The sequence below is a fragment of the Clostridium sp. C1 genome (assembly GCF_018223625.1).
Taxonomy (GTDB): domain Bacteria; phylum Bacillota_I; class Bacilli_A; order Erysipelotrichales; family Coprobacillaceae; genus Allocoprobacillus.
Genome location: NZ_CP073631.1, coordinates 1,871,641 through 1,886,097, shown reverse-complemented (window position 1 = coordinate 1,886,097; position 14,457 = coordinate 1,871,641). Strand labels below are relative to the sequence as shown.

At 32.2% G+C, this 14,457-nt stretch carries 16 protein-coding genes and 1 tRNA gene; 13 read left to right on the top strand and 4 right to left on the bottom strand.

All coding sequences use genetic code 11. The annotated features are described in order from the left end of the window. The first annotated feature begins 382 nt into the window (after positions 1–382). The 7 genes from KEC48_RS10130 to KEC48_RS10100 all read left to right on the top strand — a co-directional run bounded on the left by KEC48_RS10130 (position 383) and on the right by KEC48_RS10100 (position 4,924). Positions 383–589: a hypothetical protein gene (locus tag KEC48_RS10130; protein ID WP_211962138.1), complete on the top strand. Its 207-nt coding sequence runs from the start codon at positions 383–385 to the stop codon at positions 587–589. A gap of 229 nt (positions 590–818) precedes the next feature. Beyond that, on the top strand, positions 819–1,787 hold the full coding sequence (locus KEC48_RS10125; RefSeq protein ID WP_211962137.1) for an IS1595 family transposase: 969 nt from the start codon (positions 819–821) through the stop codon (positions 1,785–1,787). Beyond that, positions 1,784–2,374: an ECF transporter S component gene (locus KEC48_RS10120; protein WP_211962136.1), complete on the top strand. Its 591-nt coding sequence runs from the start codon at positions 1,784–1,786 to the stop codon at positions 2,372–2,374. The genes KEC48_RS10125 and KEC48_RS10120 overlap by 4 nt, the downstream gene beginning before the upstream one ends. Before the next feature lie 39 nt (positions 2,375–2,413). Further along, positions 2,414–2,490 (top strand) — tRNA-Thr (locus tag KEC48_RS10115). A 48-nt stretch (positions 2,491–2,538) separates the two neighbouring features. Then, positions 2,539–3,393 (top strand): YitT family protein, encoded by an 855-nt coding sequence (locus KEC48_RS10110; RefSeq protein WP_205089637.1) that lies wholly within the window; start codon positions 2,539–2,541, stop codon positions 3,391–3,393. Between the two features lie 66 nt (positions 3,394–3,459). Then, on the top strand, positions 3,460–4,302 hold the full coding sequence (locus tag KEC48_RS10105) for an HAD family hydrolase (RefSeq protein WP_211962135.1): 843 nt from the start codon (positions 3,460–3,462) through the stop codon (positions 4,300–4,302). 46 nt (positions 4,303–4,348) lie between these two features. Next, on the top strand, positions 4,349–4,924 hold the full coding sequence (locus KEC48_RS10100) for a hypothetical protein (protein ID WP_211962134.1): 576 nt from the start codon (positions 4,349–4,351) through the stop codon (positions 4,922–4,924). A gap of 319 nt (positions 4,925–5,243) precedes the next feature. Here KEC48_RS10100 and KEC48_RS10095 read toward each other — a convergent pair whose 3' ends face one another. Next, positions 5,244–6,458 (bottom strand): O-antigen ligase family protein, encoded by a 1,215-nt coding sequence (locus KEC48_RS10095; protein ID WP_211962133.1) that lies wholly within the window; start codon positions 6,456–6,458, stop codon positions 5,244–5,246. Between the two features lie 90 nt (positions 6,459–6,548). On the opposite strand from KEC48_RS10095, the gene KEC48_RS10090 reads away from it, so the two are divergent. From KEC48_RS10090 to KEC48_RS10075, 4 genes are all read left to right on the top strand, one after another. Then, positions 6,549–7,472, top strand: coding sequence for an RsmD family RNA methyltransferase (locus KEC48_RS10090; RefSeq protein WP_211962132.1), 924 nt, complete (start codon positions 6,549–6,551; stop codon positions 7,470–7,472). 11 nt (positions 7,473–7,483) lie between these two features. Next, complete coding sequence (locus KEC48_RS10085; protein ID WP_211962131.1) at positions 7,484–8,338, top strand: diacylglycerol kinase family protein; 855 nt, start codon at positions 7,484–7,486, stop codon at positions 8,336–8,338. A gap of 67 nt (positions 8,339–8,405) precedes the next feature. Continuing rightward, positions 8,406–8,990 (top strand): hypothetical protein, encoded by a 585-nt coding sequence (locus KEC48_RS10080; RefSeq protein ID WP_211962130.1) that lies wholly within the window; start codon positions 8,406–8,408, stop codon positions 8,988–8,990. Positions 8,991–9,188: 198 nt separating this feature from the next. Continuing rightward, positions 9,189–9,407: a DUF6465 family protein gene (locus KEC48_RS10075; RefSeq protein ID WP_087244848.1), complete on the top strand. Its 219-nt coding sequence runs from the start codon at positions 9,189–9,191 to the stop codon at positions 9,405–9,407. 98 nt (positions 9,408–9,505) lie between these two features. On the opposite strand, the gene KEC48_RS10070 is transcribed toward KEC48_RS10075, so the two are convergent. Both KEC48_RS10070 and KEC48_RS10065 read right to left on the bottom strand, forming a co-directional pair. Next, on the bottom strand, positions 9,506–9,742 hold the full coding sequence (locus KEC48_RS10070; RefSeq protein WP_087297048.1) for a hypothetical protein: 237 nt from the start codon (positions 9,740–9,742) through the stop codon (positions 9,506–9,508). Then, a complete protein-coding gene (locus tag KEC48_RS10065) occupies positions 9,736–10,971 on the bottom strand; it encodes an ISL3 family transposase (protein ID WP_249191348.1) in 1,236 nt (411 codons plus the stop codon). Before KEC48_RS10065 ends, KEC48_RS10070 begins: the two co-directional genes overlap by 7 nt. Here KEC48_RS10065 and KEC48_RS16215 point away from each other — a divergent pair. Together KEC48_RS16215 and ltrA are read left to right on the top strand one after the other, a co-directional pair. Further along, entirely contained in the window at positions 10,858–11,190 is a 333-nt protein-coding gene (locus tag KEC48_RS16215) for a hypothetical protein (RefSeq protein WP_249191397.1), read from the top strand. The genes KEC48_RS10065 and KEC48_RS16215 overlap by 114 nt on opposite strands. Positions 11,191–12,398: 1,208 nt before the next feature. Then, on the top strand, positions 12,399–13,754 hold the full coding sequence (gene ltrA, locus KEC48_RS10060; protein ID WP_249191347.1) for a group II intron reverse transcriptase/maturase: 1,356 nt from the start codon (positions 12,399–12,401) through the stop codon (positions 13,752–13,754). A 92-nt stretch (positions 13,755–13,846) separates the two neighbouring features. On the opposite strand, the gene KEC48_RS10055 is transcribed toward ltrA, so the two are convergent. Then, on the bottom strand, positions 13,847–14,386 hold the full coding sequence (locus tag KEC48_RS10055) for a nitroreductase (protein WP_087357149.1): 540 nt from the start codon (positions 14,384–14,386) through the stop codon (positions 13,847–13,849). Positions 14,387–14,457: the final 71 nt, after the last annotated feature.

Here is a 14,457-nt window from a genome sequence, read left to right as displayed (position 1 = left end):
CGTAAAATCCACATCTTTATCATAATATAGAATAAAAGAATGTGGAGGTTTTCAATATGGAAGTGATAGAGTTTTCTTATCCATTATTTATTTTGATTTCAATAGTTATTTTTTGTTTTATGTATTTCTTTAAGAAAAGAAGCCTTTTTTACGCATTATGTGTAGGATTATATGTATCATTTGTCATATGTATGTTGTTTTTTCCTTTTGTTTTAGATCCCGGTGGAGTTTACTATTTTGTAGAAGAATTAAGGTGGGCAGTTGATTTTTACCCACCTTCAGTAAGGTTTGAACTACTACCCGAATATGCGTTTTTTCATTTAGCATTATTTATTCCATTTGGTTTCATATTAAAAAAGAATTTTCTCTCAAAAAAACAATCATGATTTCTATAGCTGTTATATTTGGTATAGAAAATGTTCAATTATTAATCAATTTTTTAAGCTATTATATTCAATATGTATATGATTTTGGAGATATCATTATTCATCTGTGTAGCACCACTATAGGTATTCTTATTTATTATCCAATCCATTATTTATATCCTCATATCCAGAAAACAATTATGAAATGGACAAATATTGAATAAACTTTTAAAAATATAAAATTGTCTATTTTCATATGGCTTGTAATCGTATATACTGTGGTATATATTGAGGTGATAGAGATGAATACGAATTTCATAGACCATCTGAGCCACTTGTAATACTTTCTTGTTTTAACTCCTTTTTTTCGGAGTCTATCCTCTGGTTTAGAAGTCATCATTTTTTTGATTAATGTATAATGACATTGATAATTATTTATGGAGGTCATTGTTTATGTCAAAAAATTGTGCTAAAGCTAAACCAAAAATTATGAGTCATATCACTTTCAATAAGCTTTTCTTCAATAATGATGATATGTGTAGAAATTTCTTTTTGAATGTTTTTCATCCTTTAGGACTTGTTTGTCCTGAATGTGGTTGTGTTCATTTTACTTTACTCAAGTGTAGAAATAATGTCTACACTTGTTCTCAATGTTCACATCAAGTCTATCTTTTTGCAGGAACTATCTTTCAGGACAACAAATTACCATTATATACACTTCTTTATGGTATATTCCTTTTTATCACTTCTACAAAGGGTATTTCCGCAGAAGAACTGTCACGTCAACTGGGCATCAACAGAAAAAGTGCTCAGTTGCTATGCCAAAAACTGCGTTATTTGATGTCTTTAGATAATGGCTGTTTTGATTTGAAATCAAAATTCATTGAAATAGATGGATTTCACATTGGTGGCAAATCTCATAATGGTAAGAGAGGGTTGGGAACTGACAAACAACCCTTTTTAGTGGCTCTTGGTACAGATCAGCTTAACAACTATCCCAATAGAATAAAACTGCTTCAAGTAAAAAGCGAAAACAAGGAAGAAGTAAAAAGGCTCATGAAACATATCTATTACGATAAGGATACAACAATATGCACTGATGGTGACCCGGCATATCACTATTTAAAGGATAGAGTACATCTTATCAATGGCGTTATAGATTACAAAGAATCAGATCATCTTATGTATTGGATAAATATACAGATATCAAATATAAAAAGTAATATAGATGGAATCTATCATGGCATAGCGAAAAAATATATCAATGGATATATACAGGAACATGCCTGGAGATTCAATCATAGATATAGAGGTTTCAAGCTTATGTTTTCCATGATGAGAATTATCAGTTACTCAATTGTAATGACTAGAAAGATGCTTAAAGATTACTACAATAAAGCAAGTGTGTCTGATGGTCTATGATAAATACGAAAATATTAAAGATTGTTGTTATTGGATTGATGGCAGCATTGTGTTATATATCATTTATGTTTTTACAAATTAAAATTCCTACACCGGGAGGATTCACATCATTTCATTTAGGAAATACATTTTGCGTATTGGCTTCCTTATTATTAGGTGGTGTACCGGGAGGTGTCGCAGGTGCTATTGGAATGGGAATAGGGGATTTACTTGATCCATCATATGTGATTGTTGCTCCTAAAACGATGATATTGAAATTAGGTATTGGTATCATTACAGGTTTTGTTGCTCATCGTCTTTTTCATATTCAGCATCAACAAGGAAAGGCTTTATGGAAGGCAGTATTCTTATCAACTTTTGCAGGAATGTTATTTAATGTGATTGGTGAACCGATTTTTTCCTATTTTTATACAGCTTTTATTTTAGGAGCACCCGACAATGCAGCCAAAGCATTGGCTTCATGGAATGCCATTACAACATCTATTAATGCGATTATAGCAGTGATTTTATCAACAATACTTTATATGGTTATATCACCAAGATTACAACATGTTGGTTTATTAAAGAAAATTGCACCAAAGGAATAGTGGAAATCTATTCTTTTTTGTATTATAATACTAACAGATGCCGACATAGCTCCAATCGGTAGAGCAGGTCACTCGTAATGATCAGGTTGCAGGTTCAATTCCTGTTGTCGGCACCATGTATTAAAACGCTTATGCGTTTTTTTCTTTATAAAGGAGAATGAAAGATGAAACAAGAAATTAAAAGATATTTTTTCATTGTTGTGGGGTCGTTTATTTTTGCATTAGGTATTAACTTATTTGTTGTACCAATGCAATTATATAGTAGTGGGGTATTAGGAATTGCACAAATTATAAGAACAATTATAGAACAAGTAATAGGTAAAAGTACAATAGATATATCAGGAATTATTAATTTCTTAATCAATATTCCATTGTTTATGTTAGCTTATCGAACAATTTCTAAGCGTTTCTTTGTGAGAACATTATTATCAGTTATTTCACAAACGGTTTTCTTAACTTTTATTATGATTCCAACAACACCTTTAGTAGATGATATTTTAACAAACTGTATTATCGGAGGAATCGTAACAGGGTTTGGAATTGGTTTGACTTTACGTTGCTCTGGAAGTGGTGGTGGTTTAGATATATTAGGTGTATACTTTACTAAGAAACTTCCTCATTTTTCGGTAGGAAAGCTATCATTAGGTATTAATCTTGTTATTTATATGATCTGTGCCTTTTTGTTTCATATTGAAATAGCTATCTATTCAGCTATTTATACAACATGTTTTACACTTGTATTAGATAAGACGCATTATCAAAATATTAATGTGACATGTGTTATTTTTACAAAACATTTAGAGATTCAAGATAAGGTTTTATTGGAAATGGGACGTGGAATGACTTTCTGGCAGGGAAAAGGTGCCTATACAAAAGATGATACATATGTTATGGTGACTGTTATTAGTAAATATGAAGTGAATCATTTGAAACATATTTTAAAAGAAATAGATTCACAAGCTTTTACTTTATTTTTTGAAGGTATGTCTGTAGACGGACATTTTGAAAAACGTTTGTAGTTTCAATTTATGAAATAAATTTTCATTTTCTATAAAAATTGGTTATGATAAAAAAGGGGTGGTTGAATGAACAAGAAACTAATATTTTTAGATGTCGATGGAACACTCACATTACCAGATGGTGAAGTGTCACCAAAGGTTAAAGAAGCTATCCATCAAGTTCGACATAATGGACATGAAGTCTTTTTGTGCACTGGAAGAAGTTATGCTGGAACAAGACCATTATTTTCACTAGGCTTTGATGGCATGATCTGTAGTGCTGGAGGATATATTGAAGTACATGGTCAAAAGATATTTGAAACATGTCTTTTAGAGGAAGATATTCGTCTAGCAAGAGATGTTTTTGAACAACATCATGTTTTATATAATTTGGAAACAAATCATATCACTTTTCAAGACGAAAAGATGAATTATGAATTTGTCAAACATCGTTTAAAAGATGGAGAAAATTTAAATTCCGAGTTACAACGTTTATTAAATGAACAAAAGGAACATTTTAATATACATCCATTAAAAGACTATGATAATAATCCTATACCTGTTCAAAAAATCTGTTTTATGTGTGAAAATGAAAAACAGTTAGAAGAACCAAAACGTATTCTGTCTGATAAGTTTCATTTTGTCATTCATGAAATCTTTTCACAAGATGTGATTAATGGTGAAATTATTTTAAAAGAAACAGATAAAGGTGTTGCAGTGCAAAAGGTTTGTGATTATCTTCATGTCCCTATCCAAGATACGATTGCTTTTGGAGATAGTATGAATGATTGTGCAATGATTCAAGCATGTGGACATGGTGTTGTTATGGGGAACGGTTCTCAGGAGTTAAAGCAATATGGGGATGCTATATGTGAAAGTGTACAGGATGATGGAATTTATCATGAGTTAAAACGTTTAGGATTATTTTGAAAAGTGAATATAAAAATAATAAAATTGATGAAGAGGGGAAATTTATATGTTTAGTTTTTTTGGTACGTTTCTTGATGGACCTTTAGCAGGGAGTACGTTTGAAGGAGTTGTAGGTGATAGTAGTGGAGGTGGCGGAGGTACAATATTACCTCTAGTCGGCATTGCTGCAATTTTAGCTATTGTTGGTTATGCAGTTATTTATTTTTTTGTAGCACCATTTGCTACTTGGTATTTAATGTTTAAAGATGAATCCATAATGGCTATTTTTGTCTTTATCTTTATAGAATTCGTATATATGCTTTTTCGTATTCGTCATAATGTCAAACATTGGAATGTGAGTTTTATCAAAGAATTACTTTACAATACTCTTTATTTTATTGTTTTATACTTAATTATGGCAGGTATTATTGTTATTCCTATTATATTTGCGACAGAAGGTGCAACAATGGGTAATTACTTATTACAACATTATGGACAGTGGTTATATGAAGTATTTTTTAGTCAAATATTTGGTTTATTATTCTTTGTTGTTCCCTTATCGGTAATACCAGCATTACTGACAACAGGAGCATCATATTTGTTTTTAGGGAAGGTTGCAAAAATTGCTAAAGTAAAGATTTAAAGATGATTGATTTATAGTAAAAATGAAATGATTTAAGGTTATTTTAAAAAGAGTTGTCATAGAAGCATTAACGATGCTTTTTATGGCAACTTTTTATATATGTATCAGCTTCTTTTTGTAGCTGATGATAAGTGAAATAGACAAAAATCAATAAAATAAGTGAACAACTTAGAGCAATCACAAAATGAAATTTAACGAAAAGAACAATAAGAAGCCATAGTGAATGTTTAAAACGTTGAAACTTCTCTTTAGGATTTAATACATGCCAAAATATTTTATTTATCAATACCATCTCTTTTTTATTATATAATATAAAAACCTACTTGCGTAGGCTTTCATATTTATTTAAAGGTTTTTTATAGATATCAAAAGAACTTGCGATTAAAAGATATAAGAATCCGGTTTGAACAAAGAAAATAGTATAATCCAATAATCCATGTATAAAAATCATAACTGTAAAAGAAACAACTAAAGCAACAAGAGTTTTATCTATTTTTAATTTCCATAAATGATATAATCTTTGAATGTTAGAATAAATATAAGGAGCAATTGTCATTAATCCAACAATTCCAAAGCATAATAATGGATCAAGATAAATACTATGAGCATGTTCTGTTGGATGACCATTATATAATGCATAAATGTGCATATAAGTCATCGGTCCTTCACCAAATAATGGATGTGTGATAATGTTTTGAATAGCTACTTCCCAGATACCAGCACGTGTCATAAAGTAATCAATAATATTATCAACACGAGGAAATTGTGATGGATTCAATAAGAAATAGATACATGCAAAAATAACAATACCTAAAATGACTGAACATGTTTTATAGTGTTTATCAACAATCAACATAATCAGTATACCACCAGCCAGTGCAGGCCATGCTGTACGGCAGGCTGTTAATAATAAAACAAACAGATTTAAAGCAATCACAGCTGCATAATAAATAAATCTTTTCCATTCGAGTTTTATATTTTTAATTTTTAATATCTTATAAAATGTTATACATACAAAAAATTCAATCATCATAGCGTAATAATTCGCATTAAAAAAAACAGAGTTAATACGATCTTGTGGACGATTGAAAATCATAATTTCAAATTGATCAATATTATAAGAATTTAAAATACCAATATATTCAATGAGTCCATAAAGTGCAGCAAAAATACTTAAAACAATTAAACAATTTGTGATATATTCAAATAATCTTAAATTAATATGAACACGATAATAAAGAACAAAAGATAATATAACGAATAAACCAATGCTACAGACAAATCCATAATAGTTTTGATAAATCAAAGAAACAATAGCACTTAATATACAAAAATAAATAATAAAACGACTCTTAGGAATTTGTTTATAAACATCTTGAATTTCACCTTTCCATAATAAACGAAGTGTTAAAAAAATAAGAATAGCTCCACACATATAAAAAGGTAAAAACATAGAAAAGATAGCCACAATAATATATCTTTGATAATGTGTAAAATGTGTTTTTAAATAATCAATCCCAAAAATAAAAAACACCTCCCAAACGTATCTCTATTTTACAACATTTCTAAATTTATGTATACTATAAATAGTCAAGATAACAAAAATGTAAGAAAAGAGGGAAACATGTTTAATTATTTATATGTATATAATTATTCGCCTCATGAAAAAGATTTATGTGAAATGGAATTTAGATGTATTTTTCATGAAAATATGAAAAGTAAATATCATATAACAACACAGGATTTTGATTATACAAGAAGTGGTTATATAAGAGGAAAATTAAAGATTTTATATGAGAATAGTTGTTTCGATGAGATAGTTCATTTCATTGAACAACAGAATTATTGTTTTTATGATTTTAAAGTCATTTATTTAAAAAATGAGATAACCCATGTTCCTTATCAAGAATCACTGGAAAAATGTAAAAAGATAGCTTTACCTATTGCCGGTTCAGTCAATATGCATCATCCTCAAATCATATTAGCACTCACAAAAATAAATCAGATATGGTACTTTGGTATTTATGAAAATAATATGATCTGGAATCAACATCAAGATAAACCTTGTTCATATTCTCACTCACTGGCTTTAAAAGATGCAAGAGCAGTCATGAATATAGCGTTGGGGAATGATTTATCTAAAACAGTTGTTGATCCATGTTGTGGAATTGGAACCGTTGTTTTAGAAGGGTTAAGTATGAAAGCAAACATTGTTGGATTTGATATTAATAAATATGTTGCCTATCAAGCAAGATTGAATTTAGAACATTATGGTTATGATCCCTTACTTATTCAAAGAATGGATATGAAAGAATTAAAGCAAACATATGATGTTTGTATTTTAGATATCCCTTATGGGGTATATAGTCCATTTACCTATCAACAACAATGTGAACTCTTAGAAAAGACAAGAGCAATTGCTGGGGAACTTGTGCTTATTTCACACATCTCCATGAATGATAAATTAATGGAGATAGGTTATCATATTGAAAATCAGGCAACGATTCAAAAAGGGAGTTTTCAAAGATATATAACATATTGTAAGTAGGAGAGGGAAAAATGAAACATATTTTTATGATGCATGATACAAAACGTCATCATGATTTAGAAAGCATGATTCAAACAATTATGCAAGATATTCCTTATGAGATTGTTTATACAACCTCAATGCAGGATAGTCAAAAATATATCAAGGCATGTCTACAACCATCTAGATTTTATGCGGTTGGAGGGGATGGAACAATCAATGGTCTTTTACAGGCACTCGTTTACACAGATCATGAACTTGTTGTATTGCCATTTGGAACAGGGAATGATTTTTGTCGTACCTTGACAAAAGAAAAAAATATTCAAAAAATACTTATACAATCCTTACAACAATCATCACAAAAAGTAGATACAATTCAAATCAATAATCGCTACTATTTAAATTCTGCCTGTTTTGGGTTGGACAGTGTTATCGCAAATAAGGTCAAGGATATACCTGATATTCCATTGATTCCAGAATCACAAAGTTATATTGTTTCTATTTTTAAACAGGTTTTTCAATATGAAAAACAAAATGTGAAGATTGACAGCAATGGTACATGTTTGTTTGATGGACCGGTTATTTTATGTACATTAAATAATGGTCAATATTATGGTGGTGGTTTTCAGATTACACCTCAAGCAAAAATTCAAGATGGCTATATGGATATTTGTGTCGTTGATTATGTATCTAAAATAAAGATTCCTTATCTGGTGACATATCTTTTAGCACATCAGTTACATAAAAGACATGAAGTCCATTATTATAAAGTCAAAGAAGCAACTGTTTACTGCCAACAAAGTGGGAATTTGGATGGAGAGGAATACAAGGAAGATGTTTATCATTTCCATGTTTGTCCCCAATCATTGAATTTAGTGATGTTTTAATAAAAACATCTCTTTTTTTATCGAAGTATTATTTATAAGATATAATAAAAAAGAGGAAGTGTTCATCATGAAAAAATATATTATTTTATTGATGATGCTTTTTATGTGGGGTTGTCAAGAAAAAGAAATTGTTTCACTAACTGAAGTCAATCATCTTAATGAAACAGCGGATGAAATGCAAGACCGTGATTATGATTATTTTTTTCGAGTAGAAATTGATACTTCACGTAAAGATGTAAAAGTTATAGAAATAAGACATTATAAAGATGGAGAGATTATAGATAGACCGCTTTTATTCATGAAAACAAATGAAAATAGAGATGGGATACCACCGATTCAATATGTTTATATTGGATATCAATTTGAAAATCGTCAAGGAAGTCATCAAAATGTTGATTCTTTAAAGGTCACTTCTTATTTTTATGGCCCAGCTACTGAAACTATTGATGAATATCCAGCATTAATCTTTGAAAGTATAGATGATCAAGTGGAATGTCAAAGAAATCAAATAAAATATTGTCAAATCATTGAAGAAAAGAATCAGAGATATTATATTTGTCCTATTTTTTTAGAAAAAAATGTGAATCAAGATTTATCAATTCAAGAAATGATAGATCAAGGATATGAAACGATTGTATTGGAGATAAGATAAATTGATAAAATATCTTGTTTATAGTGAGATTATGATAATATTTTTAATAAAAAGACTTAAAAATGAGGAATAAGTATAAAAAATTCAAGAAAAATTTGAGTATTTCTTAAAAAAGTGGTATATTGTTGGAGGTAAATGAAGTAATTTATTGCAATGTAAAACGCTTTCATTTATAATATGTATTAAGGAGGGGACGCAGTGAAAATTAAATTACAAGTACAATTTCATAATAAAAACGTTGAAACAACATCTATTGAGAAGTTAGTAAAAGAGGATGTTAAATCAAAAGGTGTTAAAATGACAACTATTGATACATTAGAGGTTTACTATAAACCAGAAGATTCTTCTGTATATTATGTTGCGACAACAAAAACTGGTGAAGTCGTTGGAAATGACCAACCATTATACATCGGTTAATCTTAATATTACAAACATATACCGGTAATCTAAAATAACACGGGGTTGTGGGGTTTTGGATTATAAGAAATTGTGGGAAGGCTGTTCTTCCCACAATTTTAAAACTGTATAGGAGAATCATAATCTGATGATGGGTCATGGTTCTTTTTTTCTGCTTTTTCTATCAGTTTATCTAACTTCAGATTGATTTCCTGAGTCAAGTCATCCAGTTCATCTGCATATTCGTATATCATATTGAGTCTGTATAGTATGTCTTCCAGCAGACGTTGTCTGCTGATAATGCTTACATCATGATTGTCCACAATCAGTGTATAAATCTTTTTTCTTGTCACCATTCTGTAAAATCCCCCTTGTTTTTGATTGGATACAGGTGATATGTTGAGTCTTTATTGAGACTGTACATGATTCTTGTCTTGAAACGATGCCAGTTGAGGTATCCGTTTGAACTGTGTTTCAGCAGCTTGATGGATTTGTTTCTGTTTTCAATCAGGCCGTTTGATATGCGTCTTCCATTTGCCGGCACAAATGAATTCACAATCTCATATTTCCATTTGACCAGTGTATTCCCAAAATCCATCATTTCCTTGACCTGGGAATTCCTGAAGGATATGATCAGCTCTTCTATGTTCTTCAATGCGTTTTTTTCATTGGATCTGCTGTAAAATTCATCCAGCTCATATTTAAGATCATAGGCTAGATCCAGTACAGGGTCATGTCTGACCATGAACTCAAGGATATCATAATAGTTGTAATACCCCTCAAGGGTATGATTGTATATCTTCTTTTCGTTAGGGTCGAATATTCTATTGTCATTGGAGAAGAGCATCCAGTTGAATTTCTTTAATGCATAGTAATGCTTGGATGCTTCCTTTAACTCAAGCTTTTCAGTCTTGGTTTTTTCTTTTTTCTTCTCAAGATATTTTTTTCTGGAATAATACTTATTCATGACATCGATTCTCACTCTGTCAATTTTTCTTCCAAATTCCTGCTTCACATGAAAATGGTCGGTTGCACATATTGCATTTGGAAACATGATTTTCGATACGATTCTGTATGTTTCCCACATGTCAAAGGAAACAATTTTGACATTCTTCCTTTCCTCAAGAGGAATGGAGAAGAAATAATCCATGAGTGTCTGCTTTCTTCTTGACGGAAGGACATCGACAATATTTTGTGTTTCGAAGTCGACAAGAACGCATACGTACTTACTGTGAGCAGACTTGAATGCATAGACCTCATCTATCAGCAGATACTCAGGCAGAGGTCTTCTTGATATGGAGACAAATGAGTCAAATACATGTGCAGCTGTTGTCTGGGATATGTGGTATCGTTCGGCCACATCCCTGAATGTCATGTTTGGCTTTCTCAAATCCTCCAGGATATTATATACAGTCGCCAGAGAGATTCTTGAGCCAGCAACGGTAAAGGGATTGGACTCCATAAATGTCTTATGGCATTTTGGACATCTATATCTGCGAGCTCTGTAATTGATGATGCATTTCTTGTTTGTCAGTATGGAATGGTTGATATGCTTGACACTATAGTCCTTGACTCTGTCTGTCATGTTGAGGCAGACAGGACACTGGTGGGGCTTCTTCTTCAGTGTCACATCAATATAGATACCATCCTTTTGATGATGGATATCGAATGTTTCGATATCCTTGTCCTCGATATTGAAGAAAACAAGGAAATCATTCTGGGAAATGATGCAGCTGGACATGGTCGTGGTATTATCACACATCGTCATCACCATCCAAAGCCAATAGAATCTGTAATTTCATAAAACATCCCGTCCTTTCTTTTTTCTACATCTTCATGATAGAGGAAATGGAAGCAGAAAGACATAAAGGTCATGTGGTTTGAAAAGAGAAATACAGTTTTCTGGAAAATTTCTTATAGATGAGCAGTTCATCTATTGGGCAGTTGCCAAGCTTAACGATGAAATAGTATATGTGAGACAGTTCGATAATAAGATGATCTGTTGAATCAGAAAGAATGGAAACAATATCATCGAAGGAGACAGCAGATAGGAAAGGAATCATGGGAAAAAGAAGCAGCGCATGAGTTTTGCCGCAATGAGGGCATATGACTCTCTGGATGTTGATGGAGCTGTCCTTGAAGTTTCTTTTATAGTAGCCATGAACAGACAAGCCTCTATGAGAGCATTTTGGACATGACAGAAGAGACAAATCCAGTGAAAAGATAACATTGGAATAATTTTTTTGATTAATGGTATTGATTTTTCTGCTGGTTTTTAATATTATCATATTGTCGTTAGGACAAGATGAGACTCAACTTTGGTCGGGAGGGTTTCATCTTTTTTTCTTTCTATAGATTTCAGAAGATATATCCTGATAATACCATTATAGAATTTCCCGTGATTTTAAACCAGCATAAGAGAAAACAAAAAAAGAGATTTCCCGTAAAACTTATTCGTTTTGGGAAACCCCGTGACTTCTTAGACTATCCATATACCCAAAGAAAGAGGCTCATTTGAGCCTCTTTCTTTATCCCTGTGTGCCGGGCATGGCACGGATTCAGTCGGAGATAGACCGACCACAGGTAGTTACCGCCAAGTGTAGTGAACCACAAGTCGTTAACAGTGATGTTAAGGATGGAGGAAGTGGTGTAGCGATTCTTTTGAGCGTACGAACAGAAACCTGATATAAGGCTAAATGGTGGATAAGATTGCAGTACAAACCGAAGTCCAAAAGGTAAACGTAAAACCAAGACAGTAAATCAGGACGTTGTGAAAGAAATAGGATTCGTGATTTACCCCGGGAGGTCTTGTGGACGATGAATTCCAATATCTTTAAAATCAGTGATGGTAACATCGGTCGAAAAAGGTCTGCCACAAGAAGTCAGCTGAGGTCGTAGTAGGTAAAGACATCTATACCAAAGGACCTAATGTTTATATGGTGCAACTCACCATGCGCAATGTTTGGACAGTTCGAAATCGAGGATAGTTCCATAAGTGGGAATCGTAATCCCATGGGAATGAAGGTAGAGGGAATGGTTCCAGATATATCTACAAAAGGAAGGAGAAGCAACAACATGAAATTAATCGAAGTGATTCTAAGAGATGTAAATCTCGAAGAGGCAATCAAAAGAGTCAAGAGTAATAAAGGTGTACCTGGCATTGATAAGATGACAGTGAATGAAATTGACGCGTATTTCAAGACCCATAAGGAACAGATAAAGAAACAGATATTGGAGAAGAAATACAAACCCCAACCAGTAAGAAGAGTCTATATTCCTAAATCAAATGGGAAGAAAAGACCCCTAGGAATTCCAACAGTAGTAGATAGAGTCATCCAACAAGCGATAGCACAAATATTATCAGAAATCTATGACAGTAAGTTCAGTGAGAATAGTTTTGGATTTCGACCAAATAGGAGTGCACATGATGCCATCATGCGAACACTAGACTACTTGAATGAAGGATACGAATGGGTCATTGATTTAGATATAGAAGCATACTTCGATACAGTCAATCACGATAAATTAATTTCAATACTTAGAGAGCATGTGAATGACTCGACAACACTGCATTTGATTCGCAAATTCCTGCAGGCAGGAATCATGGAAAATGGTCTTGTAAAAGCTAGTACCATAGGAATGCCACAAGGAGGACCTCTAAGTCCAATTCTATCAAATATCTACTTAGATAAATTTGATAAGGAATTAGAAGCAAGGGGACTATGCTTTGTGAGATATGCGGACGATAGTAATATCTTCGTTAAAAGCGAGATGGCAGCAAATCGAGTGATGAAGTCAGTCACATCATGGCTAGAGAGAAAATTATTTCTAAAGGTCAGTGCAACCAAAACAAAGATAGTAAGACCAACGAATAGTCAATTTCTAGGTTTTACATATTGGAAGAACTCATCAAGATGGGAATGTATTCCTACAAAGAAGAGTAAGAAAAACCTGTATGACAAATGTCGAAAGGAACTCATCCGAAAGAAATGTGTTGCACAGACCAATACAAAAACATTCACTAGGATAAATCAAATCGTCAATGGATGGATAAACTACTTCCGAATTGGAAGAATGAAGAACTTCATAGATGAATTTGGTCAATGGTTGAGACATAAAATAAGGGTCATTATCCTGAAACAGTGGAAAACACCATCGAGGATATATAAAAATCTACAAAAGTTGAATGAGAAATTGCCTTATCACTTCAGTGATGAGCAAATCTATTCGGTAGCGAATACAAGGCTTGGACTATATAGACAAGCAAATGGGAATGTAGTTAACTTCTTACTTAATGCGGATATTCTAGCCATAAGAAAAGAGGAAAGACCTGGTTTGGTCAATCCCCTCGCATACTATCTAAGATAGGTTGTATTAACATATAAATGTAGCGCCGTATACGAGACCCGTACGTACGGTGCAATGAGAGGGGCGAAGATTAATTTCTTCCCTCTACTCTATTATTTAACAATATGAATACGGTTTTCATTTTTATCTTTTGTAGGTGTTTCTTGATTGACATAACCAATAGAAGCACAACCAACAACTTGATGATTATGAGGAATACCCATTTTATTTAAAATGTTTCTTACTTCATCAACATCTTGTGTATCACGGAGTTGATTGATCCAGCATGAACCAATGTTTAGACTCGTTGCTGCTAGAAAGATATTTTCCAACATACAGCTACCATCTTCTACACGTCTTGAATCATATTCAGGACCACTGACAATCAATAGTATTGGTGCATGATAAGAGAAATGATAAGTATCTGGTTTCTTTTCACCACGTTCTTCACTTACTTTTTTGATAGCTTCAGTGAGTTCATCAATATAGCTTGGATTGGTAATAGCGTAGATTTCACATAACTGTCTATTCATCGCACTAGGTGCTTGAATTCCTGCTTTTAAAATCGCTTGAAGTTCTTCATCTTTAATCATTTCACTTCGATAACTACGACAACTTTTTCTTTGTGCAATTGTTTGTAATGTTTCATTCATTTTATATCACCTCTTGCTTTCTATTATAGTCTGATTGTTTGAAAAAACAATGCTAAAACATAAATTTTATG